Genomic DNA, 25,867 nt, shown 5'->3' with positions numbered 1-25,867 from the left:
ACGCGCCGCGGCGGTGGCGGCCATGAGACCGGGGTTCTTGCTCGGCTGCGCCATCGCCGCACTGCCCGCTGCGGCATGGGGGCAGACGATGGACGATCGTGCCACCGCGGCGGCCACCGCCTCGCGCGCAAAGACTGGCGACAGCGACGATCTGCTGAACAATTATGTGACGCCCGGCCTCGCCGGCCAGCCCGTCGCCACGATCGACAACAGCAAGTCGTTCAATCCGAACCTCGCCTGCCAAAAGACGGCGACCCTGCTTGAGCTGCTCGCGCAGCCCTCGTCGACCGGCGACATCGGGACGCTGCGCATCTCGCGGGACAAGGATCTTGACGGAAGCTTTGATCAGACACTGACCCTGCCCGTTCCCGTGTCGGGCATCTGCGCAAATGGCGTGATCTCGTGCCAACCCGGCACCTGGAACCAGTGCCGTGATTTCAAATGGGACACCGCGGCCGCCGGCGACCTGAAGCTGAGCGAGGTCGATCAGACCGAGCTTGCCGGCTGTTACTGCGTCAACAACAGCTGCGGCAGCAATCTCGCATGGGGCAACCTCGCCTCGGTCCTCAAGGATCTGGGTGGCGGTGTGATCGGCGCGCTCACGACCGCGGATCCGCGCGTAGGTGTCGCGCAGGCCTCGATCGACGGCCCGGTGATCCGCTACACCGGCGCCCAGACGACGGCCTGCACCGCCAACCCGGAAGTTGCGGCGACATCCTATCGGAGCAACCCGACCGCGATCCAGGGCGATGCCTTTGCCGCGTCTCAGTCGAACAGCGTATTCCAGGCGCTTGCCGCGTCGCCTGCCGGAGCCGGCAAGGCCGAGGAGACCCGATCCTGCACCATCGAGCGCGAGGTCACGCTGTCTCAGAGCGGCTTTGACGACATCATCTCCGCCAGCGGGCCGATCCAGAGCATCTCGGATTGCGGGACAGGATGCCGGCTCTATCAGATCGGCGGGACCGGCAACTGCAACGACCCGCCCGCGACCTACTCCGTGCGGTTCAGCACCACCCGGCCCGATCGCGTCCTGTCGGCACGTATCGTCAGCATCTTCACCGCGGACTGGCTGCAGGCTCGCCTCAACGGCACGCCAGTTGCCTACGCCGGCAAACGCCCCTGGCTCACCAACAGTCTGCCGAGCGGCGATTGCGGCGTCGGCGACAATTACAGCGCCGCGCCCAACTATGATTTCGCGACCACGCTCAAGGATGCTGGCGCGACGATCGACGCCCGGATTCGGGCGACGGGCTCGCATAAGAGCGGCTACCTCATGGTCGAGATCAAGGTCGACACCTCCTGCGATAATTCCGAACGCCTCGTCGACCTCTGCGCCGGCTATGCCAGCGACCCAAAATGCCGGCTCGACAATGAGAGCGTCGATGGGGTCGACACTTTCCGCAACGGCGTGGCGACCGGCCTGGCGCCACTTCCGCAGACGCGGCTGTTCGGCACAGCCACATGCACGATACGGCTCACCCGCGACTTCTTCGAGCGGGATCGCCGGTACAGATGTTCGGTCGATCTCGGTTCCCCCACCCCGCCCGATCTCAGCCGCGGCGCCTACATCATCGATCATTCGACCGAGACGCTGCTGGCCGACCGGACAACTGCGTCGGATGGAAGCGTGTCGACATCCACACGCCCGTTTGCCCTGCCCGATCGCGGATCGGTTCCGGCCTGCGAGGCCATCTGCAAGACGCGCGCGCCCAAAGCCAACAATGACGCCGCAATCGCGGGCGTCATCGGGGCGAGCCAGAACAATCCGACCGGATGGGACACATTCTATCACAGCTGCTCAGCCGCCAATGTGTGTCCGCTCGGGCGGGGCGAGGAGATCGTATCGGGCTGCGGCTGTCTCGACGATTTCCCCGAAGCGGTGGTGATGATGCAAACCGTTCGTCTCGGCGGCGCGGATCTTGTCTGCACGTCGGAGGTGCGGTGATGCTCCGCAAACCTTTCCTTGCGCGCTGGATTGCCGTGCTTGCCGCGGCCGCAACGCTCACCGCGGCCTTGCCGGCGCCGGCGATCGCACAGCAGCTGTGCGCCGCCGATCTCAACGGAAACGGGGATGCGGCCGATGCCGGAGAAACCGCGAGCTGCACCGAAATGCAGGGTGGGTCGTGGCTCTGTCCGATCCAGGAGACCGCATGCGTCGCCGATGCTGGTGGGCAATATAGCTGTCCGCTGGGCACGCAATATCAATGCTTGAGCCCGAGCGGCGGCGGCACGCCGAGTTGCTCGCCGAACAGCTGCACCACGACGGGCGGCAGCGGGATCGAGGATGAGCCGGTGGTGGACGATCCCGGCGCCCCGGCCGACGGGCCGGTCGACGCCGAAGGCAATTGTACAGGCGCGATCGAGATATTCTCCGGCCGCGCTCTCCGTTGCCGTCCGGCGGGCCTGAAAACCACCTTCTCGAACTGCTGCAAGGACCGGGGCAAGATCATCAAGGACGGAATGGGCTCGTCGATCTCGTCGATCGGGACCAAGCTCGCCGTCGCGAAGGGCGTCTTCACCGGCATGAAGGCGGCTTACACGGCCTTCAAGGCAGGTGCGACCGCGAGCCAGGCCGCAAGCGCCGGCGCCAATGCCATCATCGCCGGGATCGATCCGACGTCGATCGCGATCAGCCTGGCGATCAACTTCATGATGGATTTCCTCCTGTCCGGTTGCGACCAGCAGGACATGGAAGTGGGGATGTTGCGGGGCTCGGGCATGTGTCACGAGGTCGGCACCTACTGCAGCTCGAAGATTCTCGGCATCTGCGTCCAGAAGTCGAAGGGCCATTGCTGCTTCAATACCAAATTGGGTCGGATCATCCAGGAGCAGGGACGCCCGCAGCTCAAGTCGTTCAACGGCCTGGGCTGGGGTACCGCCAAGCACCCCTATTGCCGGGGGTTCACTCCGGATGAATTCCAGGCGCTCGACTTCAGCAAGATCGATCTGTCCGAATATTATTCGGATATCGAGGCGCGCGCCCAGTCGGACATCCAGATCGACATGAAGGATCGCGTCGATGCGTATATGCAAACCATCCAGAACTAGGCGGATGGGCTTGGTGGTGGCAACCGCCTTCCTCTGCGCGCTCGAATTGCCGGGCGCAGCGCCGGGACAGACCGAGGCGAATAGACCTGCCCCGCTCGGGCAAAGCGAGGCGCAGAAGGCCGGTGACAACGCGATGGAACGGCTCCGGGCGGCGGTCGCGGGTCGCAAGCAGGATAGCGTTCGACAACCGAGCGTGAGGGTCCCGGCGCCTTCGGAAGCAGACCATCGGCGGTTGCGCGAGGCGATCGCCGAGCGCGTGACATCGCCGGCGATCGACACGCGTGCGCGCGCGACGCTCGAGAAGGGCAAGGCCGCGCTTGCCGCGCAGCGTGAAGCAGCCGCGGAGAAGCTCGCCCAGGCGCTCGGCCTCGCACCTCCCGACCTCAAGGCGATTGCCGGCACCGTCGCGCCCGCCGGCAAGGCATGGGTTCCGGTTCTCTTTGTCTCTTCCTCGATCCCCGCGCCGATCCTGCGCACCTATGCGGCCCAGCTTGAGCGCGCGGGAGGCGTGTTCGCCTTTCGCGGGATGCCGGGAGGGTTGAGCAGGGTCGCCCCGATGGCAAAGCTTTCGGCGGAAATCCTGCGGATCGACCCCGGATGCGAGGGTCCGGCCTGTGCGATGCGCAACGTGCAGCTGATCGTCGATCCCCTGGTCTTCCGCCAGCACGGCGTCATGCGCGTGCCGGCGCTGGCGATGGTCCCGGGCGATCCGACGCAACCCTATTGTGAACGAGAGGATGACAGCCCGCGCGCGTCCCAACTCGTTTACGGCGACGCCGCGCTGTCCGGGCTCCTCGACGAATATGCCCGGCTCGGGAGCAAAGAGGAGGTGCGCGATGCTCAGGCTCGCCTGGAAGGCCGGTAAAGCGCTCTGGCCCGAGATCAGACTGCTGCCGCTTCGCGCGGCGGTGGCGCTCGGCAGCGCCGGCCTCGGGCAGCCGCCCCGCCCGCAGCAATTGTGGAAGGCTTACGGTATCGTGCTCCCGATCGGCGTGCTCACCTGGTGGGCGATCCCGCAGGTCACATGGGTGATGAGCCCTTCGATCAAGGCCTGGGCCGTCCGAGCCGCTCCGGGGCCGATCCATCGCGGCGATCTCGTGTCGTTCGAGCTGTCGCACCCGCTCGCCGGGCCAAAGCCTGTCGGCGTTACCAAATATGCGCTTTGCATGCCGGGCGACCGGATCGACATGATCGAGAAGCCGTCGATGACCCCTCGGGCCTGGGATGGATGGTATTATTGCAACGGGCGCTTGCTGGGCGTGAGCAAGGCGATCGGTCGGAATGGCCAGAAGCTGGACCATTGGAATCCTGCCGCGGCGCAGATCCCGTCAGGCATGATTTATGTCGGCTCTTCCCATCCGAGCGGGTTCGACAGCCGCTATTATGGGCCGATCGCGATTTCGCGTCTCCAGCGCATGGAGCGCGTGCTGTGACCCGCCGCTCGCCCGCCCGCTGCGCCGCCATCGCGCTCGCCTTCATGCTCACGTTCACGACCAATGTCAGGGCGCAGGAGGGGCCTGCGATTGGCTCGAGCACTCACCGCGGAACGCCCAAACAAGGCTATTGGTGGTATCAGGCGCCCCCGCCGAAGCCGACCGAGGAGAAAGCCGAATCGGATGCGGTGGTGAAGCCCGAGATTCCGCCCATGGCGGAGCTCGCGACCTGGACGCCGCCCAGGATCCGCAAGCTTATCGAGCAGCAGCGCGATTATGCCGCGACCGTCCTGACCGTCGATGCCGTTGCCGATTTCTGGCGGCTTGAGGATTTTGCCCGGCGCAAGGCGCGCGCGTTCGCCGGCGTGACCCAGATCGCGATGCTCCAGCATCCCGAGCTCAATTCGAAATCGGCAAATCCCATGGTCGGCGACGCCCGCGATCGCTTGCTGGCGTCGAAGGAAGAGACGCGCCGCAGCTATCTGCGCGCGCACGCCAATGAATTCGCGCTCGTCATGTTCTCGCGCTCGACCTGCGGATATTGCCGGGTCCAGTGGCCAATCGTCCAACGCTTCCAGGACGAGATCGGCTGGCAGGTCACCCTGATGGACATCGACAGGCGTCCCGGCATTGGCGAGCGCTTCGGCGTCGAGGTCACGCCGACGACCATGGTCATCCGCCGCAACAGCCAGCAGCGCATGGTCATCGCCACGGGCGTCGAGGCGTATCCGAATTTGATGCAGACCGCCTATCAGGCCGTGCGGCTGCTTTCGGGCGACATCCGCCCCGAGCAATTCCTGACGGGTGCAGGCGAGGAAGACGGGTTCTTCGACGCGCTCGCCAATGGACCGGTCTCGGCCACCGATCCGCGCGCGCTCGGCGGCGATCTCGTCGACACAAGCCTGGAGCCGAAGCGATGAGGGGGATTATCGCGCTTTCGCGCCAGCCGTTCGCGGAGGACGCTCGATCAGGCGGGAACGCGCGCGGCGCCTCCCCGCTTCTGCAGCAGACCAACGGCCTTCTTGTCGAAGCTCACGAACGTCTCACCTCCCAGCCATTGCCCATCGTAGGCGATGACGCCGTCGGCGAAATCTCCCCCCTGGTCGAGCAGCACCAGCCCAGCCTCAGCGGCCTGTCGATCGACCCGGATATTTGCGGCTTCGAGAAGCAGACGAATGGAGGCGCCGATCCTCGCAGGCTCGAAATTATAGGCTCGTTTGAGCACCCAGCAGAACTCGCACAATGCTGCGACCGCTACAGCCACAAGCTCGGCATCCTTCATGATCTTCTGGGCGAGCGGGCCTTGAACCGGGTCGTCCAGGGTGGCTGCCCTGACGAGGATGTTGGTGTCGGCGGTGACCTTCACAGCTGGCCGCCCCACCCCTTCTCGATGACCTCGTTCATCTCCTCGATCGAGACCGGTCTTTGGCCTTCCCGCTTGAGCGAGCCGAAGAAATCCTCGATCCGTCCAGACGGCTTCACGGCCCGAATCCTGATTTCTCCGCCGGGCAGCTTGTCGAAGCTTATCTTGTCGCCGGGATGGATGCCGAGATGCTGCAGCAATTCCTTCCGCAATGTGATCTGCCCTTTGGCAGTGACGGTGACGGCATTCATCGGACGAGTCCTTCCTGCCCCGAATGTAAGAAAAAAACTCATTACAATCAACAAGCGTTTCGTGATCCGAACGCTCGCCATTCTGCTTGGCATTCCCGGAATTATGGCCACCGCCGGCTCGCCGGTCGCCGCGCAAACGATCACGCGCGAGCAGGCCGCGCGCGCGGCGATCCATCCGGTCGCAAACGAAGCCGCGCTGCGCGACTGGCTTCGGCGCGTGCCGAAAACGCGTGCCTTCCCCCCGGATTTTACCGCAACGCTGCGAGGGCAGGGCTCGCTCTATCTGATCGAGATGACGACCGCCCCCGGCTGCGTACCGTGCGCCGATCTCTGGGCCGCGCTCGGGGTCTTTCATCGCGCCTATGGGTGGCAGGTGCGAACGATCAGCGGCCAGGAGGCCCTGCTGAGATCAGGCAGGCTCGGCCTGCCCTGGGTCGGACATCCTGTCGCATGGGTGCGCCCAGTGGCCGATCCGGACCGGACGATTCCGATCGCCATTGGTACGGATCACGAGATCAATATCGCCCGCAACGCCTATCTCGCGGCCAAGATGCTGACCGGCGTCCGAGCGGACGTCGGTCTGCGCGCCATGTCGAAATATACCGGCATCGTCGGCGTCGTTTCCACTCAAGGGAGAGCGCGATGACCGGCCCCGAAAAGCGGATGGGCGCGCCATCGGCTGCGTCTCAACCCTACAGAGGGCCGAAGCGTCCTTTGTCCTGCAGGACCGGAACTCGAAGCCGGATTCAAAAGGCCGTCCCACTCATCCTTCCGAAGGCGCCGCGCATGGCGGGCCGGCGCCTTCGTCCAGCTCATGTCCGAGGAAGCCCGCCATGCCCAAGATGCGCCACTGCCTGAGCCTGCCCCTCCTTGCCGCCCTTGCAGCCTGCGGAATCTCGGCGCCTGCCTACGCCCAGAGTTGGGCTGAGAGCTGGTTCGATAACGTCACCTACACGAGCCCAGGATCCTTCGAGGATCAGACCCGCGGCTATCTGACTGCTGGAGGCATGTCCGGCCGGGTCGATGTGCACGACGATTATCTGATGAGCCTCACCCTTCCCAAGGTGAAAGCGGGTTGTGGCGGCATCGACATGTTCCTGGGCGGCATGTCGTTCCTCGATCCCGACTACCTGGTGCAAAAACTCGAGAGCATTCTTCAGGCCGCGCCTGCGGTTGCGTTCCAGTATCTGCTCGAGACGCTCGATGAAAAAATGGGGAACATCATCTCCAAGATGGAGGCGGCGACCAACTTCCTGAATTCTATCCAGGTCAACGACTGCCGTCTCGCCAACCGTATGGTCCAGATCGCCAAGGGCGACGACAATATGTCGGGGATCATCGAGGAAATGACTGGCTACAAGTCTGTCAAAGAGGGTTTCGCAAAAAGCTATCAGAACTCGCGCGAGAAGATTCAGGCGAACCAGAACAATCCGACCGAGGACCTGAAGGATGCGCTGGCCAACTGTCCAGCCGAGGTTACCGACATCTTCAAGACGGGATCGCTGCTCGCGCACGCCGCCACCCGTGTGGGAGCAGGCGACTGGACAAACGTCATGCGGGCGCGCGTCGGGGACGTCTACATGCGCTGGGACGCGACCGACAAGGTGCCGATCTTCTCCGCCATTCCCGCATGTCCGCATCAGGATACCGAGTCTCCCGACGATTTTCTGTCAGGCAAGGTCCAGCGACGGGCCCTGAATATCCCGCCAAGCGCCGCAGACTGCTCGACCGACACCGGCAAGGGCGCACTCGAGCTGGCACGCGAGCGTATGCAGTCGATCGCGACGAAGATCCGGACACGAGCAGCGTTGACGACGGACGAGCGCCAGTTCGTCGCGAACGTGCGGACGCTGCCGGTCTATCGGCTGCTCGAATGGGGCGTCCGCCAGGGCGTTCCGGATTCGGTCGTGGCCGATACCGACGAGCTTGTCGCGCTGACCCTCGCCTATCAGATGCTCAACGACCTCACCCGCTCGATCGACTTCGCGATCGGCAATGCCGAACGCGGCACAACAGTCGCCGGCGCCGCCGACGCCGGTCAGGCCAATATCTGTCAGACGCGCATTCTGAGCAAGGGGATCGAGCAGTTGCGCGACCTTCGCGAGGAGGTTCTGCGGCAGCGGGCGCAGATGCGCCAGAGCTATATGGCGGCACTGTCCCAGGCAAACCTCTCGGCAAGCTATGCCGGCCTGCTTCACACCCGCGACCGCGACGCGCGCGACGCCGCCGGCACCGCCGCCAATCCCAACCGCTGATCCGGAAAGGCACTTCCATGCGCCCGTCGCTCCGCTCCCTGCTCGCGCTACCCTTTGCGCTCACTGCCACACCCGCCTTGGCGATCGACACAAGCTTTCACACCTATGATGGCTTTGCCGAGACGGTCGATGCGTTCCGTCTCGTCTCGATGATCTTCGGCGACGCGCGCTACGAGACGCTGGTGCTGATCTGCGGGGTGGTCGGGATCGCGTTGGGAGCGCTGCTCGCCAGCGTCCGGGGCCAGGGAATGGGGCTGGTCACCTTCGGCTTCCAGACGCTCGTCGGCGTCGGCCTGTTCGTGGGTCTGGTCTCCACGACCGGGACCGTCCATGTCTATGATCGGGTGCGCAACGCCTATCAGCCGGTGGGCGATGTCCCGAACCTCATCGTCGTTGTGGCCGGGGTCACAAACCTCATGGAGCGCGCGCTTGCCGAGACGATCGACGACAACACGACCGACCCCAATGCCAAGCTCGAATTCGGCGCGGGTGGACATTCGTTCGACCTCTTCCTGAATGCGGTCAGCCCGCGAGGCCCGATGACGGACACCTTCCTCGATGCGACCATCAAGGATTATGTGCGGCAATGCTATCCGGTGGCGCGCGTGTCCTCGGCCTACGGGGTCGACGATGACCAGCTGTTCCGCACGTCGACCGATCTGCCCGCGTCGTTCGCCGCCATGGCGGGCCCAGCAACCTTCAGCACGGTGTACACTGCCTCCGACAAGGGCGGGACAACGGTAAGCTGCACCGAGTCCTGGGATCATATCCAGTCCCGTCTGAGCGATCCGACCCTTTTCGACGATTACGCCAAGCAGGTCTGCCAGCGCACCGGTTATAATGTCGACGATTCCGCTCAGCTTTCGCGCTGCCGTTCGCGGTTGGACGAGATGGGCGACATGATGATGGGCACGCCCCTTTCGCTCCAGGCATTTATGACGGACGTCCTGCTGGGAAGCACGGTCGGAGATGTGCTGTTCGAGGACAGTCCGGCGACCGCGGCACGGGTGATGGCTAACCGCGCGGTCATTTCCAGCGGTCTTTCCACCATGTCGGTCGCCAACGAATGGATGCCCACCATCCGCGCCACGGTGTTCGGGATCATGCTGATGATGATGCCGATCGCCTTGCTGTTCATCCTGACGCCGATCAACTTGAGGGTAGCCAGCTTCGCGTTGGGGCTGTTCGTGTTTGTCGCGCTCTGGGGGGTGATCGATGCCGGCATCTACCAGCTCACTTTTGGACGGGCGATGGATGTCCTTGCCGAGATGCGTTCCAACCATGTTGCCGCCAATGCGTGGATGCTCGCACCTTCGGCCGCGATGAAAGCACTGGCGATATTCGGGAGCTTCCGCACTGCCGCTGCGGGGCTTGCCGGCGCGTTCGTGTTCACGGTGTTCCGCTTCTCTGGCAATGTCTTCACGGCCTTTACCAGCGGCGCGCTGCAGACGCAGGGCCAAGGCTCGGCTGCCGCCGCGCCGCTCTCGACGCGCGAAGGATATGCGTCCGCGCTGGAGGCCCAGGCATCGGCTGCCGGAACAATGGCGCGCAGAAGCGCGGCTTCGAGCTTCGGCGACTACGGGGAGAGGTCATCCTTCGGTACCAATCGCGCCTTTGGCGCCGCCGGAAGCGTGTTGGGCGAACATGGCGGAGGCCCACTGGGCAATGCGGCGTTCGCGCTCGGGGGCATCGACGCGTCGCGCGAGCTCGGGGGGCTCTCCCCTGCTCTCGCCGGACGCAATCTTGGCGATCCCGCCACCGCGCGCGCCGTCCGCGCCAATGCCACCACCTCCGCGATCCGCGACTTTGCCGAAAAGGACGCCTTGCGTTCGATTGGCACGACCTATTTCGGACAGGGTCAGGCGGGGGAACGGGCATTCGCCTCGTTCGCACAGAATATGGTGCAGTGGCGCGCCTTCGGCGACCAGCGCGCCTATGACATGATGCGCCAGGGCGCCCAGCGGCATTTCGAGCGGGGCGGCTACGATGAAAAGGATGCAGCACTGAAGGCCTCGACCGTGATCGGCCAGGCTTCGGCGGATCCGACCTTTGCAAAGCTCATCGCGAATGCCTTCGAGCAGGAGCAGATGCTGCGTAACGATCTGACCGGCGCGCAGGTGCAGGTCGGAGCGATGGAGGGACGCCGCGACTTCGCGGGCGACAACGTCGCGTCGATCGAGCGGCGCAATGTTGCGACCGAACAGGCCCATCGGACCGGTGGCAACGAAGGTCAGCGCAACGCCGCTTCGATGCTCGGGCTCTCCGTCCAGGAGACGAGCCGCCGTATTGGCTTCATCAATGCGCTGTCCGGCGAAGCGAGATCAAGCGCGATCACCCAGCTTTCGCGCGCCACCGGCCGCAACGAGGCTCAGGTCCTCCATGCGCTCGAAACCTACAATGCCGCCACGCAGGTGGGCACGGCCGATGGAGCTAGCGCCGAAGCCGCGCGCGAAGGCACCAGCGTCTACGGCCGCACGCGCGAGGCAGGTGGCTACGACTTTGCGGAACGCTCGGGCAAGCTCGACGCACAGCGCGAGGTCGGACAAGACGGCACCCGCTCAGCAGCCCGGATCGGCGAACAGCGGCGCCAGGCTGACAATGCGGGCTTTGCGGAAGGGGCCGAGGCCGCCGGCATGTCGGTCCGCGAGGCGGCGAGGCTGGACAGCTTTATCCGAACTCTCTCCCAGGGCGCCGGCAATCAGCTCGACATGGCCGAGGGCGGCGCCGCGCGCATCGCCGATCGCGCCCGGAACGAACGTCTCGGCCGTATCGTCGAAAACGAGCGGCTTACGCGCATGCAGGGCCTGTTGAGGGAACATGGCGTTCGCCTCTCCAAGCGTCAGATCGCGATGGACCAGAACGGCGATATGAGCCTCAATCTCACACCCGAGGCTGCGACCCAAATGTGGCGGGGCGGTCTCATCAACGACAGCCAGCTCGGCGCGGTGGCAGGAGGCGGACGAGCCCGATTCAGCTTCGCTCATAATGACGTGCTGGTTTCGAGCTCCGTCGGATTCCAGCAGTCGGCGCGCAGCGATACCAGCACGCGATTCGAGGCGGGAAAGCAGGCGGGGCCGGATACAATCGAACATTTCCTGGGTGGCGGCGAGCAAGGTCAGGCCATGATGCGGAATTGGCTGCGAGGTGGCTTTGAAATGGATCGCCACGGCAATTGGCGCTTGAAACCTCAGGTCGCCGACACGCTGACAAGGGATGTGCAGGCGCTAATCGCGCAGACCGGATGGCAGCGGTCCATCAATCGCCTAGCTCAAGATCAGACCACGATGGGAACCAATGTCGGAGCAGAAATCGGTGGGGCTGTGAGCGCTTCGGAAACGCACTTCGGTCGTACTTCCGGCGAGGCAGCGCACGAGCGCTCGCGTCCCCAAAAAGCCGGATCGACCTCTGGTCAGCTGGGTGGCCGCGTGGGTTTCACGAGTTCAGATGTTGGCGTCACTACCGAAAGTGCCCAATCAAATCTCGACATCGTCAACTACGACGTCCGCGAGGCGATAGCTGCCGCAGAGCGCGCATCCGCGCGGTCAACGACACCGGAAGCAACCTTCTCCCGCGAGCTATCAGAAAGAATCCTCGGCAGCGAAGGGCTGCGCAATCGCTACCTTGGTCAGGCTGATTCAGATCGTGCGACGTTCGATATCACTGGACCGCTCACATCGATTGAGCAGAGATCAGTGTTGGACAGCGGGTCGTTTTCGACCGACATAGATGGAAGCAAAGGTGACGGTGATAGCACGTTCAAGAAGCGCTAGTGATGACCAGGGTGCTGAGGACTAAACGGATTGCCAATGTAGAGACCGCCGGATCGTGGATCATAGATATCGACCGATGGGTGCGGCTGCCCATACCGCCGACGGGTAAACTCATCGCCAAATGGGTCGGGGACGATCGAATAGAACGGCGCCCTATTTGCGTCGCTCCCCTGCTCAGCGAAGGCGGCCAACCACGCTCGGGCGTAGCCGAAGCCGAGCACAATGAACGCCGTCATTGGGAAGAACAGGAGATTGAGGTAGCCCGCAAGTGCGCTGGCATAGAACGTGGTAAGCAGCGCGACTTTGATCGATGCGGCCATACCCGTCCACCAGACGGAGATCGCCGCCCACCAGAGCTTCGCGTACCAAGGACGCCATAGCCAATCGCGAACGCCCGGTCGAACCGGGGCGGCGTGATGCACAGCCTCATCATCGGGTGTCGATGGCGACATGACCGGGTCCTCCGGACTTCCTTGTTTAAGACCCCTTACATAAGCTAACGCGCTAATTAAGTCAATGCCACATTGCTTAAATAAAGCCGATCGTGCATGACGTTTAGATGCCCTCCTCCGACCATCTGAGCAAGCGCCTTGGTCGCTTCGTCGAGACAATTGCCGGAGGCGAAACCGTGCGGGCGTTCGTTCCGCCGCCGCTGCCTCCCGAGCCACCGATCGACATACTCGCGTTGCTCGATCGTTTGAGTTTCGCAGAACGAGCCCTTGGTCGCCTAGATGGAATCACGATGCTGCTGCCGAAGCAGGAGCTCTTCCTGTACATGTACGTACGAAAGGAAGCAGTGCTCTCGTCCCAGATCGAGGGTACGCAATCGACGCTAACAGACCTACTTCGTTTTGAAGCAGAAGCGCAAGCTGGCCAGCCCATCGATGACGTCCGCGAGGTCTCCAACTATGTCGATGCGCTTATGTACGGGCTGGACCGCGTGCAGACGTTCCCCCTGTCGCTGCGACTTATCCGGGAAATGCACGCCCGATTGCTCGACAGTGGTCGAGGCGGCACGAAGGACCCCGGTGAATTTCGCCGTTCACAGAATTGGATCGGAGGAACGCGGCCGGGCAACGCCCAGTTTGTTCCACCACCTGTGCCTGAGTTGGAGGCATGCCTTGGTTCTTTCGAGGCCTTTCTGCACGAGGACCGATCCCGGTTGCCGGCACTGATCAAAGCCGGCCTCCTGCATGTGCAATTCGAAACCATTCATCCGTTTCTGGATGGCAATGGCCGGGTTGGTCGCCTGCTTGTGACGCTATTTCTTTGTGTCAACGGCGTTCTGCATTCGCCGCTTCTCTATCTCAGCCTCTATCTCAAGACACACCGGCCGGATTATTACCGCTTGTTGCAGGAGGTGAGAGAACTGGGCGCGTGGGAGGCGTGGCTCGAATTTTTTCTGGACGGCGTTGCCGAAACCGCCAACCAGGCCTTCGACGCCGCGGCCAGAATCGTCGATCTCTTCAAGCAGGATCGCGATCGCATCGCCGCTGAGAGTGAGCGTGCGGGCTCCGCGCTTCGGGTTCACGACCATTTCCAGCAGAATCCGTTTCTCACGGCAAATCTTCTTGTAGGGCGCACCGGGCTAACGGCGCCTACGGTGAATGCTGCCCTTGCCGATCTCGAGCGCCTGGGGATCGTGGAAGAGGTCACAGGCCGCCGCCGCGGTCGGGTGTTCGGCTATCGGCGCTATCTCGCTATCCTAAGCGAAGGCACCGAACCACTGCCGCCCGGCCGAGTATAGCGGTCCCGAACCCCAGACTCTCGGCCGCGCCCTATCAGGACAGACAGCATGATCGACCGTCTCAACTATACCACCCATGCGATCGAGAATATTCGCCGGCAGCAGCGCGAGCTGTCCAATAAGGGTATTCCGCCCGAGCCCAACGTCTATTGGGTGCTGGATATCCTCGACACGGCGGTGAAGTTCATTTTGCCCGACCATGGCGAACTCCTGGACCTCACCAGCTTCGATCAGAAGCATGCTGATCTCATCAAGCTCCCTTATCCGATCACGGTCATCGAAGCTCCGTTTCCACCGCGACCGGAGGATCGTTTGGCGAGCGGCAAGGAAACGTCGTCCAGGCGGATCGGGCTCTATGTCGAGATGACAGCGGCGGAAATGCTGAAGAAGTTTCCTGGCGCTGAAAGGCCGGAGCCGCATTCGGAGGGGGTGCTGGTCATTGCGATATACTATGTCGATGCCGCAAAGCGATGGGAGATCAGCGGATGCGGGTCCTATTTCCCTTACGAGCAGGAGGCATATAACCGGCTTTCGGAGCCCAACACACCCGCCTCGCTCAAGTATCTTGCCGAAGTGCAGGAAGAAGGCAGGCCAATGTCCAAGATGGCTCTGAGGTGCTACCTGGCGCCGCTGCAACCGATGCTCCTTCATTCCATGCGCCAGGCTGGTTTCGATGACGATCGGATAAAGGCGGCGATGATAGGGAATATCTCGGACGAACAGATCATGCTCGCTCAGCTCTGCGCGGTTCTCAATTGCGGGAACGTGGAGCAGGCGGACGTCCCCGTGCCTGAAAAGCTCGCCCGGGCCCGCGCCAAGTCGGGCAAACTCCCTCTATACGACTATAAGGTTCTAACGGTCTCGGGAGATGTCGCATCCAGGGAGCAATCCGACAAGCCCGGCTACGAGTCTGCGATGAGGCGAACCCATTTACGCCGAGGACATATTCGTCGCCTCGCAGCGGGACGCCTCGTATGGGTCCGTCCGGCGCTGGTGAACGCGGACAAGGATGCCGGGATTATCGAGAAGAGCTATCGCGTCAAGTCGTCCTGACTGAAGCCCGTAAAGCGGCGCCCGGAGTTCCAGAGCGCACGTTGAGAAATCCGGCCAAAGCGCTGTCATAGAACGCAGCCGGCGGCTCAAACCTCGTGGCTACCGCCATTCCAATCCACCAAACGGCGATCGAGGTCCACCGAAGCTTGCCATACCAGGGACGCCAGAGCCAATCGGCCAGCTTAGAGTGCCGCGCCGCCGTTCCATTCGGCTCGATGCTCTACGCCGTCACGCCCTGACATGTGATCGAGAAAACGCGTTCCCGGTCGACATGTTGAAAGCGAAAAGGCTCGCGCACTCCAATTACTGGCCGGCTCACGATTTCTCACGCGGTGGACAGATGATGGTTTCGGCATCGCCGTTGGCCGATCCTCGCATCATGTGCCCGCTAAGATTGCGCGGCGTCCTCGATCGCAGCGATGATCCGATGTACGGCGACCGCATCGTCAAATGGGGGCGCGGTGCGGGTGCCATCGCGCAGGTCCTTCGCCATACGGGCATAAACCCGGGCCACATTGCCGGGCACGACATCGTCCGGCCAACCTGTGCGCAGATCAGCCGGCACCTCGATCGGTTTCAGTTCCTTTTCGTCGCCACGTCCGCCCGCGAGGGAGAGCTGGACCATCTGCGCATGGCCTGACGAGCCCGTCACGCGGATATCGCCCTCAGTGCCATTGATCTCCCAGAGCAGGCCGCGGCCATCCCGCGCAGAGCCGCCGCGATAATGAATCGAAACAGGTGCGCCGCTTTCCAGGATGCCGCTCACAAGCACTTGATCCGGCGCAGTAACTGGCAGCGTTTCGCCGGTGTCGAGCGCGATCGCCGTTGTCCGCCGCGTCGCGAGGACGGAGGAGAGCTCCGAAATCTCACCCAGCGCATCGCGGAGCGCTGCCAACGTATGGCCCAGCGGGATTGTTAGCAGGGTGGCGCCGTTGGCGCGGTCGAGCAGATACGCGCCGGTTTGTTTGACCGGAATCGATCCGCCCCAGCCGCCGCCCCATGCGACCAGCGTCGTCGACAGCACCTCGCCGACGAAACCTTCCTCGATCAGCCGGCGCAGATGGACGATCTCCGGTGCGACCCGCGCCTGCGTTCCGACCACGCCGAGAACACCCTTCGCCCGCGCCAGCCGGGCAAGTTCTTCAGCCTCGGCCAGTCCATTGCCGAGCGGCCATTCGCAGTAGACATGTTTGCCGGCGTCGATCGCCGCCTTCACGATCTCGAAATGATGGGGCACCTTCACCGTAACGGTGACGACGTCGACCTCCGGCGCGGTGACCAGCTCGGGAACGTCCGCGAATGCGCGGTCGATCTCCATCGCGGCGGCTGCTTTCTCGGCGCTTTCGCGGCTAGTGTTGGCGATGCCGACGATCTCATAATCGTTAGGCAACGCGCGAAGCGCCGGAACATGCGCGATGGCCGCCCAACTTCGGCCCGGCTGGAGTCCGACGATGCCGACCCCGAAACGCTTTCCTGCCATGAGCACCTTCCTCTCAGTACGGGCCCGCCTTGCACCTCACGCCTCAACGGCCCCGGCAAGACATGGGATCAGGCCTACGACGTTCTGCGCGCCGTGGCCAATGGAGCACGCCGTCCAGCAGCAGATCGAAGAGCGTGCGCCAGTGGCGCTTCGCATTGCAGGGAACAATGATCCCGGCCCTCGCGCTACTCGTCAAATGATTGGCAACGATAGCCTGGAGGCATAATGCCGGATAAAGTCAGAATTGTCATCGTTGGTGCCGGTTTCGGCGGGATGGCGGCCGCGAAAGCGCTGCGGCGCAGCCCTGCACAGGTGACACTGGTCGATCGTACCAACCATCACCTGTTCCAGCCACTACTCTATCAGGTTGCCACGGCCGCGCTGTCGCCGGCCGATATCGCGACGGCCAACCGCGTGCTGCTGCGGGGCAATCCCAACATCCATGTGCAAATGGCGGAGGTGCTGGGTGTCGACGTCGCCGCGCGCGAGGTGCTCCTGGATGACGAAAGGCGCTTGTCCTACGACTATCTCGTTCTCGCGACCGGCGCCGCCTACAGCTTCTTCGGGAACGAGGCATGGCGCCCGTATAGCCTTGTTCTCAAATCGCTGGACGATGCGCTCACCATTCGCGCGCGACTCCTTGCGGCGTTCGAACGGGCTGAGCAGTCCGGCGATCCGGCCGAGGTACGGCGTCTGCTGACATTTGCGATAGTGGGCGGCGGGCCGACGGGTGTTGAGCTGGCGGGCACGATCGCCGAGCTCGCCCGCACCACACTTGCGCGCGATTTCACTTGCATCGACCCGCGCAAGACCCGTGTGGTGCTGTGCGAGGCGGGCCCGCGACTGCTGGCTGCCTTTGACCCGTCGCTTTCTGCCTATGCGGCCGAGGCCCTGGCCACGCTCGGAGTAGAGGTGCGGACCGGCAAGGCCGTTCAGGCGATCGACGCCACGGGACTCATGCTGGGAGACGAACGGATCAACACCGGCACCGTGCTCTGGTGCGCCGGAACAGAGGCACGGCCCGTCGCCCGATGGCTCGCTGCGGCTGCGGCTCCCAACGGAGCGGTGAAGGTCGCCGCCGATTGCTCCGTGCCGGGGCACCCGGAGATCTTCGCAATTGGGGACGTTGCCAGCTTTGATCACGGCGGCGGCCGTCCGTTGCCAGGTCTCGCTCCCGTCGCCAAGCAGCAGGGCGCTTTTGTCGGTCGATTGCTGGCCGCACGTATAGCGCGGCGTCGCGAACCTGAAGCGTTCCGCTATCGCGATTACGGCACCATGGCGGTGATCGGCCGTTCCCGCGCAGTGGCTGTACTGGGTGGGTTGAGGCTGAAAGGATTTCTCGCCTGGCTAGCTTGGTCGCTGGTGCACCTGATGCTGCTGGTCGACTTTCGCAGCCGCTTGCTCGTCTACGTGAACTGGTCCTGGGCGTGGTTCACCTACGGGCGCGGCGCGCGACTGCTGACCGGAAGGATGCAGCGAGAGGGCAAGCCAAACGGGGATCTAAAGTCTTGATCGCCGCCAAGGCGGCTAAAGCCGCTGCATGAGCAGGTGATCGTCGCAGGGATAGGTTTCGCCATTTGTCTCCCCGTTGCTTGCGAGGCGGGCGGATGGTCGTCATGTTGCCCTCCCGGCGCATCGCGAACTCGGGTAGATAGCGAAATCGTCACGCTTGCTCTCGATCGCCCAGCCACCGATCGCTCATCGCGGAAGGGCCCTACGTCGCGGCGGTGTGAAAGAGGACGATGCCGATTGCGATCGCATTCTCCCATCTTGGGCGTGGAGATATCGTCGTCAGCTGGCCCGCAGTCGCTTCCCGCGCGCACCGGATAATCCCGTATATTCCGATCCGTGGGATCGAAGGATAAGCGCCGAGGACCTGGTCCGCGATCATGGGGGAAACGAGCTATGCCACGAAATTCCGGGCTTCCCGATCAAGCGAATCGCGCCTGTGCCGACCGCGTTTGAGCCGTGCTGGCTGGTGTTCTGCCAACATTCGGTCGGGCGGAGACCAGGCAACGCGCTGAGCGGTAATCGGTACGCCTGCCAAACGGAAATATGAGGAACCAATGAATCTCGAAAAATTCACCGATCGCGCCAAGGGTTTTCTCCAGAGCGCGCAAACCGTCGCGATACGGATGAGCCATCAGCGGATCAGCCCGGAACATCTGTTGAAGGCACTGCTCGATGATGAGCAGGGTATGGCGTCCGGCCTGATCAAAGCGGCGGGGGGCGACCCCGCAGTCGCGACGCGCGAGACCGATATTGCGCTCGCAAAAGTGCCGTCTGTTTCGGGTAGCGGCGCCCAGGCCGCGCCGAGCCTCGACAATGACGCTGTGCGTATGCTCGACCAGGCGGAGCAAATCGCGCAGAAAGGGGGCGACAGCTATGTTACGGTCGAGCGGCTGTTGCTCGCACTGGCGCTGGTCTCAGGCACGGCGGCGGGCAAGGCGCTGGCGGCGGCGGGCGTGAAGCCCGAGGCTCTGAATGCAGCGATCAACGCGCTGCGCAAGGGCAAGACCGCCGACACCGCCTCGGCCGAGGACCGCTACGACGCGCTGAAGAAATTCGCGCGCGACCTCACCGAAGCGGCGCGCGACGGAAAGCTCGACCCGGTCATCGGCCGCGACGAAGAGATTCGCCGCACTATCCAGATCCTTGCGCGGCGCACCAAGAATAATCCGGTGCTTATCGGCGAGCCCGGCGTCGGCAAGACGGCGATCGCCGAAGGCCTTGCGCTGCGCATCGCCAATGGCGACGTGCCCGACACGCTCAAGGACCGAGCGCTCATGGCGCTCGACATGGGCAGCCTGATCGCGGGAGCCAAATATCGCGGCGAATTCGAGGAGCGGCTGAAGGGCGTGCTCGATGAGGTAAAGGCTGCGGAGGGTCATATCGTCCTCTTCATCGACGAGATGCACACGCTGATCGGCGCGGGAAAGTCGGAAGGTGCTATGGACGCCTCCAACCTGCTCAAGCCCGCCCTCGCCCGCGGCGAGCTGCATTGCATCGGCGCGACCACGCTCGACGAGTATCGCAAGCATGTCGAAAAGGACCCGGCGCTGCAGCGGCGCTTCCAGCCCGTCTTCGTCGGCGAGCCGACCGTCGAGGACACGATCTCGATCCTGCGCGGGCTCAAGGAGAAATATGAGCTGCACCATGGCGTGCGCATCACCGACAGCGCGCTGGTCTCGGCGGCGACGCTCTCCCACCGGTATATCAGCGACCGCTTCCTGCCGGACAAGGCGATCGACCTCATGGATGAGGCTGCCTCGCGATTGCGCATGGAAGTCGAGTCCAAGCCCGAGGAGATCGAGAATCTCGACCGGCGCATCATCCAGCTCAAGATCGAGCGGGAGGCGCTGAAGAAGGAGACCGACAAGGCGTCCAAGGACCGACTGGCGGCGCTCGAGCAGGATCTCGCCAATCTCGAACAGCAATCGGCCGAGCTGACGTCGCGCTGGCAAGCCGAGAAGGAGAAGATCGCGGGCGAGAGCCGGATCAAGGAAAAACTCGACGCCGCACGGATCGAACTCGAGCAGGCGCAGCGCTCGGGCGACCTCGCGAAGGCGGGCGAGCTGCAATATGGCACTATCCCGACCCTCGAAAAGGAGCTGGCTGATGCAGAGGGCGCGACCGAGGGCGCAATGCTTCGCGAGGAAGTGACCAGCGAGGATATTGCCGGTGTCGTCGCGCGCTGGACCGGCATTCCGGTCGAGCGTATGATGACCGGCGAGCGCGAGAAGCTGCTCGCCATGGAAGAGACGATCGGCAAGCGCGTCATCGGCCAGGCCGATGCGGTCCGGGCCGTGTCGACCGCCGTGCGCCGCGCGCGCGCCGGTCTGCAGGATCCTAACCGGCCCTTGGGCTCATTCCTGTTTCTGGGTCCAACCGGCGTGGGCAAGACCGAGCTTACCAAGGCGCTCGCGGGTTTCCTGTTCGACGACGACAACGCGATGGTCCGCATCGACATGAGCGAGTTCATGGAGAAGCACTCGGTCGCCCGCCTGATCGGCGCGCCTCCGGGCTATGTCGGCTATGAAGAAGGCGGCGTGCTGACCGAGGCGGTCCGCCGCCGGCCGTACCAGGTCGTCCTGTTCGACGAGGTGGAGAAAGCGCATGGCGACGTGTTCAACATACTTCTCCAGGTGCTCGACGACGGGAGGCTGACCGATGGTCAGGGCCGCACCGTCGACTTCACCAACACGATTATCGTGCTCACCAGCAACCTGGGCAGCCAGTATATCGCGGCCCTCGCCGACAATGAGCCGGTCGAGAAGGTCGAGGAGCAGGTGATGGAAATCGTCCGCGGCCATTTTCGCCCGGAATTCCTCAACCGCCTCGACGAGATCATCCTGTTCCATCGGCTCGCGGCCGACCATATGGCGCCCATCGTCGACATCCAGGTCGCCCGGGTGGGCAAGCTGCTCCAGGACCGCAAAATTACGCTCGATCTTACCGACGCGGCGCGCGCGTGGCTTGGTCGGGTCGGCTATGATCCGGTCTATGGCGCGCGGCCATTGAAGCGCGCGGTCCAGCGTTTCTTGCAGGATCCGCTCGCGGACCTGATTCTTCAAGGCGAAATCCGCGATGGAGCGACGGTCCATATCGATGAGAGCGACGGCGCACTTGCGCTGAAGGTTAGTTGAATATCGCGGTGGACGGCCGTACCCGTAACGCCGGACTTGCAATCGGCGCCGGCATCCGCACAGTTTCTTGCGCCGATAGAACCGGCGGTCCGGACAGAAAAATGGCGACCAAATTTGGCGAAGCTTCCAGGTCCGTCACGGGCGCGGCCGGGAGGGGTGACAGGTGAGCGATCCATACGAAGTTCTCGGCGTCGCGACGTCCGCCACTGCGGATGACATCCAGAAAGCCTATCGCAAGCTCGCGAAGAAACTCCATCCAGACCTTAACCCAGGCGATGCGTCGGCCGAGGAGAAGTTCAAGAAGGTCGCGGGCGCATACGATCTGCTGAGCAACGCCGAGAAACGCAAGCGCTATGACGCGGGCGAAATCGACGAGACCGGTACCGAGCGGCCTCAGCAGCAATATTATCGTGATTATGCCGGATCGGACTTCGGCCGTTATGCGAGCAGCGCGGGCTTCGAGGATTTTGCAGCGGGCGATGATCCATTTGCAGATCTGTTCCGGCGGAGCACGCAGGCACGCGCCAATCGCCGCGGTCAGGACCTGCACTACCGTCTTTCGATCAGCTTCGTGGAGTCCATTACCGGCGGTCCGCAACGCGTCACCCTCCCTTCCGGCGGCACGCTCGACGTGACGATCCCGGCCGGTATCGTCGATGGCCAGTCCCTGCGGCTAAAAGGCAAAGGCGCGCCGGGCACCGGCAAGGGCGGCCCTGGAGACGCGTTCATTGAGATCGAGGTCCGATCGGATCCCCGGTTCATCCGCGATGGCGACGACATCACGATCGAGGTGCCCATCTCGTTGAGCGAAGCGGTCCTCGGCGGCAAAATCCGCGTGCCGACGCCCACCGGGGATGTGACGATGACGGTCCCCGCAGGCTCAAACAGCGGCAGCACGCTGCGCCTGAGGGGCAAGGGCGCGCCCCTGCCCGGCGGCGGCCGCGGGGATGAGTTCGTCAAGCTCAGAATCATGCTTCCCAAGCCGGCGGATCCCGACCTCGAACAGTTCGTCTCGAACTGGGAAGCCGGAAAGAGCTTCAATCCTCGTGAGGCAGGGCGATGATCGATCTGGACGAATTCCTGGCGCGCTCGGGCATCGACCTCCGTTCGCTGGAACTGTGGATCGAACGCGAATGGATTATCGCCGAGCAGCGGTCCGCGACGATCATTCTGTCCGATATGGACGCGGCCCGCGCACGTCTCATTCGCGATCTCAAGCATGATTTCGGCGTAAACGACGAGGGCATCGACATCGTGCTTCACCTCGTGGATCAATTGCATGGTCTTCGGCAGGTCGTCGCCGAGGCTCGAGCGCAGGCCGAAGCGCAGCCGCGTCGCGGCGTCCGACGCTCGCGAGGGCCTAGATCGGCCCCACCACGCCCGCCTCGAAAGAAGTCATAGCTCAGGATGACGCCTGATCATGGCCATTATCGCAAAGCAATGATCCTCCCCGGTCAGCGGCCTTTGGAAAGTCTGCGCGGCGCATCGCTTCCCAATGTATATTCCGGCGAGACTGCGTAGATTCCCGAGGCGCGCGCCGTGTTCGGATCCCCTAGGGACCTGGCCAGAGGAGCGTTTCCGATGGATGGCACTGACAAGCGAAGGGCGCGCCATGTGGTTGTCCTTGCTCACCCCGATCCAGACAGCTTGAGAACGGCGGAGCAATATTCGACCACGGTAGCGGCGGGATAGTCCTGCTGCGGGCGGCTTAAAAGTCGTCCACCTTGAAGCCTTTCTGCCGAGTCAGGGAGGTGTGGGGATCTACAGCGTGGAACTTTATCTTCAGGTCCGTCTGGCTTGCGCGGATGGCATGAGCCAACGGGCGGCGGCGAAGCGTTTCAATGTGTCGCGCGATACGGTACGCAAGATGCTGTCGTTTTCATCGCCGCCGGGTTACCGGCGCCAGTCCGTACCGCAGCGCCCGAAGCTGGACGGGTTTGTGGCGATCATTGATGGATGGCTTGAGGGTGACCGCAGTGTCCCGCGCAAGCAACGCCATACGGCGAAGCGGGTATTCGACCGTTTGCGCACCGAGCATGGTTTCACCGGCGGCTATACGATCATCAAGGATTACATCCGGGAGCGCGAACAGCGCAGCCGGGAGATGTTCGTGCCGCTGGCGCACCCTGCGGGAGATGCGCAGGCCGATTTCGGGGAAGCGCTGGTGGAGATCGGCGGGGTGGAGCAGAAGGCCTACTTCTTCGCGCTCGATCTGCCGCACAGTGATGCCTGCTATGTGCGGGCCTATCCGGCGGCGGTGGCGGAGGCCTGGGTGGACGGACACGTGCATGCCTTCGCGTTTTTCGGCGCGGTACCGCGCTCGATCGTCTATGACAACGATCGCTGCCTTGTGGCGAAGATCCTGCCCGACGGCACGCGGCAGCGTGCCACGCTGTTCAGCGCTTTCCTGTCGCATTACGTGATCCGCGACCGCTATGCTCGCCCGGGCAAGGGGAACGAGAAAGGCAATGTGGAGGGGCTGGTAGGCTATTGCCGGCGCAACTTCATGGTGCCGATCCCGAAGTTCCCGACCTGGGAGGCGTTCAACCTGTGGCTGGAGGAGCAATGCCGCAAGCGCCAGCAGGACAAGGTGCGCGGGCAGAGCGAGACGATCGGTGAGCGGCTGCAGCGCGATCTCGCGGCCATGCAGCCTCTGCCCGCTACACCCTTCGAGGCCTGCGATCAGAAAGGCGGGCGGGTCTCCTCGCAATCCCTGGTGCGCTACAGGACCAACGATTATTCGGTTCCGGTGGCCTGGGGCCATCAGGAGGTCTGGATCAGGGCCTATGTCGATGAGGTGGTGATCGGCTGCCGCAGCGAAGTCATCGCCCGTCATCCTCGTTGCTATGCCCGCGAGGAGGTTGTCTTCGACCCGCTCCATTATCTCCCGCTGATCGAGCAGAAGATCAACGCATTCGACCAGGCTGCGCCTTTGCAGGGCTGGGACCTGCCCGAAGCGTTCACGACACTGCAGCGGTTGATGGAAGGGCGCATGCACAAACATGGCAGGCGCGAATATGTGCAGGTACTGCGCCTGCTGGAAACGTTCACCCTCGCCGATCTCCAGGCGGCGGTCGAACAGGCCATCGATCTTGGCGCCATCGGCTTCGATGCCGTCAAGCACCTCGTCCTGTGCCGGATCGAACGCGTACCGCCCAGGCTGGACCTGGACGTCTATCCCTTCCTGCCACGCACCACGGTCGAGAAGACCTTTGCCAGAGCCTATCTGAGCCTGCTCTCCGACCGGCAGGAGGCCGCATGAGCGATCAGGCCCCGGAGATCCTTCTCGCTCACCATCTCAAGGCGCTCAAGCTGCCTACGTGCCTGCGTGAGCATCACAAGCTCGCGCGGCAATGTGCCGCTGAAGGCGTCGATCATATCCGCTTCCTCGCCCGCCTCGTCGAGATGGAAATGATCGACAGGGAGCGTCGCATGGTCGAGCGGCGCATCAAGGCCGCGCGCTTCCCCGCCGTCAAAAGCCTCGACAGCTTCGACTTCGCCGCCATCCCCAGGCTCAACAAGATGCAGGTGCTCGAGATGGCGCGCTGCGAGTGGATCGAGCGGCGTGAGAACGCCATCGCTCTGGGGCCATCAGGCACCGGAAAGACGCACGTAGCGTTGGGGCTCGGACTGGCAGCATGCCAGAAAGGACTGTCGGTGGGCTTCACCACCGCGGCAGCGCTGGTCAGCGAAATGATGGAGGCCCGCGACGAGCGCCGTCTTCTGCGCTTCCAGAAGCAGATGGCCGGATACAAGCTGCTCATCATCGACGAACTGGGCTTTGTGCCGCTCTCCAAGACCGGCGCGGAACTGCTGTTCGAGCTGATCTCCCAGCGTTACGAACGCGGCTCCACCTTCATCACCAGCAACCTGCCCTTCGACGAATGGACCGAAACCTTCGGATCTGAGCGTCTCACAGGCGCGCTCCTCGATCGCCTGACCCATCACGTCAGCATCCTCGAGATGAACGGCGAAAGCTATCGCCTCGCGCACAGCCGGGCCCGCAAGGCCAAAACCAGACCCTGAAAATTACATCAATGCCGGGGGGAGTGGCCCTCGGGCTACGCCCTCACGCCACTCCCCCCGACATGTAACACGATGGCCTGGTTTTACGCCGCCGAATGGCCGACTTTTGCTCCGCCGTTGACAAACAGTGATATACTGCCCTCTGCTGGTGAGGACGCCTGCCTTCTCCCATGTCGCGAGCGTCCGACTGGCCGTGTATAATGTCGTGCCCGCATATTCCGCGATATCCTTGCGCCGCAACGGAATGGTGATCGCCGTACCCTCGGGACAGTTTGATCCCGCTTGTGCGGCAAGTCTGAGAATAGCCTGCGCCAGACGCTGCTCGGCGCGCAACGTCGCGAGCTCGCGCATGCGCTCCTGAGCCTCTCCGAGCCGGGTTCCGAGCACATGAATGACATTGAGAGCGATGGCCGGATATGACGTCATCAGGTCCACAAGGCCCTGCTCGCTCCAGCTGAGGATGACCGAGCTCTCCGCCGTGATCGCATTCGCAGGGAAGAGATGGTCGGTGAACAGCGGAACGGTACCGAACATCTCACCCGGCGCGATGAAGCGAACGATCGCCTGGCCACCTTCCTGACCGGTCTGCGAAATGCGGATGCTGCCGGAGCCGAGCGCGAAGGCGCGGCTTGCACGCTCCCCCTGCTCGAAGACAACGCTGCCGCTCGCGACCCGATCAACCTGCATCGCCGCGCGAACCGTTGTAAGAGCCGCATCGGGTAGCGAACGGAAAAGCTCAAGCTCCTCGAGCCGCAGAAGCGCCGCCTTGCCGTTCATCGAAGTAAAAGCCTGCAT

General features: G+C 63.5%; 21 protein-coding genes. 16 read left to right on the top strand and 5 right to left on the bottom strand.

The features are described from left to right. Window positions 1-22: 22 nt before the first annotated feature. The 5 genes from K426_RS10680 to K426_RS10660 are packed head-to-tail and all read left to right on the top strand — an operon-like array spanning window position 23 to window position 5,401. Window positions 23-1,945: a hypothetical protein gene (locus K426_RS10680; protein ID WP_066556733.1), complete on the top strand. Its 1,923-nt coding sequence runs from the start codon at window positions 23-25 to the stop codon at window positions 1,943-1,945. Then, window positions 1,945-3,048: a conjugal transfer protein TraN gene (gene traN / locus K426_RS10675; protein WP_066556731.1), complete on the top strand. Its 1,104-nt coding sequence runs from the start codon at window positions 1,945-1,947 to the stop codon at window positions 3,046-3,048. The genes K426_RS10680 and traN overlap by 1 nt, the downstream gene beginning before the upstream one ends. Before the next feature lie 4 nt (window positions 3,049-3,052). Then, entirely contained in the window at window positions 3,053-3,913 is an 861-nt protein-coding gene (locus K426_RS10670; RefSeq protein WP_248845108.1) for a type-F conjugative transfer system pilin assembly protein TrbC, read from the top strand. Beyond that, window positions 3,885-4,481, top strand: a complete 597-nt coding sequence (locus K426_RS10665) for a S26 family signal peptidase (protein ID WP_066556727.1) — start codon at window positions 3,885-3,887, stop codon at window positions 4,479-4,481. The genes K426_RS10670 and K426_RS10665 overlap by 29 nt, the downstream gene beginning before the upstream one ends. Window positions 4,482-4,525: 44 nt before the next feature. Then, window positions 4,526-5,401, top strand: coding sequence for a conjugal transfer protein TraF (locus K426_RS10660; RefSeq protein ID WP_082748832.1), 876 nt, complete (start codon window positions 4,526-4,528; stop codon window positions 5,399-5,401). A gap of 47 nt (window positions 5,402-5,448) precedes the next feature. On the opposite strand, the gene K426_RS10655 is transcribed toward K426_RS10660, so the two are convergent. Both K426_RS10655 and K426_RS10650 read right to left on the bottom strand, forming a co-directional pair. Then, window positions 5,449-5,847 carry a type II toxin-antitoxin system VapC family toxin gene (locus K426_RS10655; protein WP_066556724.1) on the bottom strand — a complete coding sequence of 133 codons (399 nt, stop codon included), beginning with the start codon at window positions 5,845-5,847 and terminating at the stop codon, window positions 5,449-5,451. Then, window positions 5,844-6,095 carry an AbrB/MazE/SpoVT family DNA-binding domain-containing protein gene (locus K426_RS10650; protein ID WP_066556720.1) on the bottom strand — a complete coding sequence of 84 codons (252 nt, stop codon included), beginning with the start codon at window positions 6,093-6,095 and terminating at the stop codon, window positions 5,844-5,846. The genes K426_RS10655 and K426_RS10650 overlap by 4 nt, the downstream gene beginning before the upstream one ends. Before the next feature lie 103 nt (window positions 6,096-6,198). Between K426_RS10650 and K426_RS10645 the strand changes: the two genes are divergently transcribed. The 3 genes from K426_RS10645 to K426_RS10635 all read left to right on the top strand — a co-directional run bounded on the left by K426_RS10645 (window position 6,199) and on the right by K426_RS10635 (window position 12,120). Continuing rightward, window positions 6,199-6,741 carry a hypothetical protein gene (locus tag K426_RS10645; protein ID WP_066561651.1) on the top strand — a complete coding sequence of 181 codons (543 nt, stop codon included), beginning with the start codon at window positions 6,199-6,201 and terminating at the stop codon, window positions 6,739-6,741. Between the two features lie 196 nt (window positions 6,742-6,937). Continuing rightward, window positions 6,938-8,350, top strand: coding sequence for a conjugal transfer protein TraH (locus K426_RS10640; protein WP_145907501.1), 1,413 nt, complete (start codon window positions 6,938-6,940; stop codon window positions 8,348-8,350). A 17-nt stretch (window positions 8,351-8,367) separates the two neighbouring features. Continuing rightward, window positions 8,368-12,120: a conjugal transfer protein TraG N-terminal domain-containing protein gene (locus K426_RS10635; protein WP_066556716.1), complete on the top strand. Its 3,753-nt coding sequence runs from the start codon at window positions 8,368-8,370 to the stop codon at window positions 12,118-12,120. Here the strand turns inward: K426_RS10635 and K426_RS10630 are convergent. Further along, window positions 12,117-12,572 (bottom strand): hypothetical protein, encoded by a 456-nt coding sequence (locus K426_RS10630; RefSeq protein WP_237229757.1) that lies wholly within the window; start codon window positions 12,570-12,572, stop codon window positions 12,117-12,119. The two genes, K426_RS10635 and K426_RS10630, sit on opposite strands and share 4 nt — an antisense overlap. Window positions 12,573-12,679: 107 nt before the next feature. Here K426_RS10630 and K426_RS10625 point away from each other — a divergent pair, with 107 nt between their 5' ends. Continuing rightward, on the top strand, window positions 12,680-13,867 hold the full coding sequence (locus K426_RS10625; protein ID WP_066556714.1) for a Fic family protein: 1,188 nt from the start codon (window positions 12,680-12,682) through the stop codon (window positions 13,865-13,867). Window positions 13,868-13,915: 48 nt separating this feature from the next. Further along, the gene (locus tag K426_RS10620) at window positions 13,916-14,920 is read left to right on the top strand and encodes a hypothetical protein (protein ID WP_066556713.1); all 1,005 of its coding nucleotides are present in this window, start codon (window positions 13,916-13,918) and stop codon (window positions 14,918-14,920) included. Window positions 14,921-15,308: 388 nt separating this feature from the next. Here the strand turns inward: K426_RS10620 and K426_RS10615 are convergent, their stop codons facing one another. Then, entirely contained in the window at window positions 15,309-16,400 is a 1,092-nt protein-coding gene (locus K426_RS10615) for a Gfo/Idh/MocA family protein (protein WP_066556712.1), read from the bottom strand. Between the two features lie 225 nt (window positions 16,401-16,625). Here K426_RS10615 and K426_RS10610 point away from each other — a divergent pair, with 225 nt between their 5' ends. The 6 genes from K426_RS10610 (at window position 16,626) to istB (ending at window position 25,072) form a co-directional block, all read left to right on the top strand. After that, window positions 16,626-17,912 carry an NAD(P)/FAD-dependent oxidoreductase gene (locus K426_RS10610; protein ID WP_066556706.1) on the top strand — a complete coding sequence of 429 codons (1,287 nt, stop codon included), beginning with the start codon at window positions 16,626-16,628 and terminating at the stop codon, window positions 17,910-17,912. Window positions 17,913-18,466: 554 nt separating this feature from the next. After that, window positions 18,467-21,046 carry an ATP-dependent chaperone ClpB gene (clpB, locus tag K426_RS10605; RefSeq protein ID WP_066556704.1) on the top strand — a complete coding sequence of 860 codons (2,580 nt, stop codon included), beginning with the start codon at window positions 18,467-18,469 and terminating at the stop codon, window positions 21,044-21,046. A gap of 163 nt (window positions 21,047-21,209) precedes the next feature. Then, complete coding sequence (locus K426_RS10600) at window positions 21,210-22,109, top strand: DnaJ C-terminal domain-containing protein (protein ID WP_066556703.1); 900 nt, start codon at window positions 21,210-21,212, stop codon at window positions 22,107-22,109. After that, window positions 22,106-22,447 carry a chaperone modulator CbpM gene (locus K426_RS10595; RefSeq protein ID WP_066556698.1) on the top strand — a complete coding sequence of 114 codons (342 nt, stop codon included), beginning with the start codon at window positions 22,106-22,108 and terminating at the stop codon, window positions 22,445-22,447. The genes K426_RS10600 and K426_RS10595 overlap by 4 nt, the downstream gene beginning before the upstream one ends. Window positions 22,448-22,814: 367 nt before the next feature. Continuing rightward, window positions 22,815-24,308 (top strand): IS21 family transposase, encoded by a 1,494-nt coding sequence (gene istA / locus K426_RS10590; protein ID WP_080993751.1) that lies wholly within the window; start codon window positions 22,815-22,817, stop codon window positions 24,306-24,308. Continuing rightward, window positions 24,305-25,072, top strand: coding sequence for an IS21-like element ISSsp5 family helper ATPase IstB (istB, locus tag K426_RS10585; protein WP_007686288.1), 768 nt, complete (start codon window positions 24,305-24,307; stop codon window positions 25,070-25,072). The genes istA and istB overlap by 4 nt, the downstream gene beginning before the upstream one ends. Before the next feature lie 3 nt (window positions 25,073-25,075). On the opposite strand, the gene K426_RS10580 is transcribed toward istB, so the two are convergent. Then, window positions 25,076-25,867 (bottom strand): Crp/Fnr family transcriptional regulator, encoded by a 792-nt coding sequence (locus K426_RS10580; protein WP_237230025.1) that lies wholly within the window; start codon window positions 25,865-25,867, stop codon window positions 25,076-25,078.

Origin of the sequence: Sphingobium sp. TKS, assembly GCF_001563265.1 — a bacterium.
Lineage (GTDB): Bacteria > Pseudomonadota > Alphaproteobacteria > Sphingomonadales > Sphingomonadaceae > Sphingobium.
Note: the sequence above shows the minus strand (reverse complement) of the source record. Positions and strands in the feature narration are given on the sequence as shown.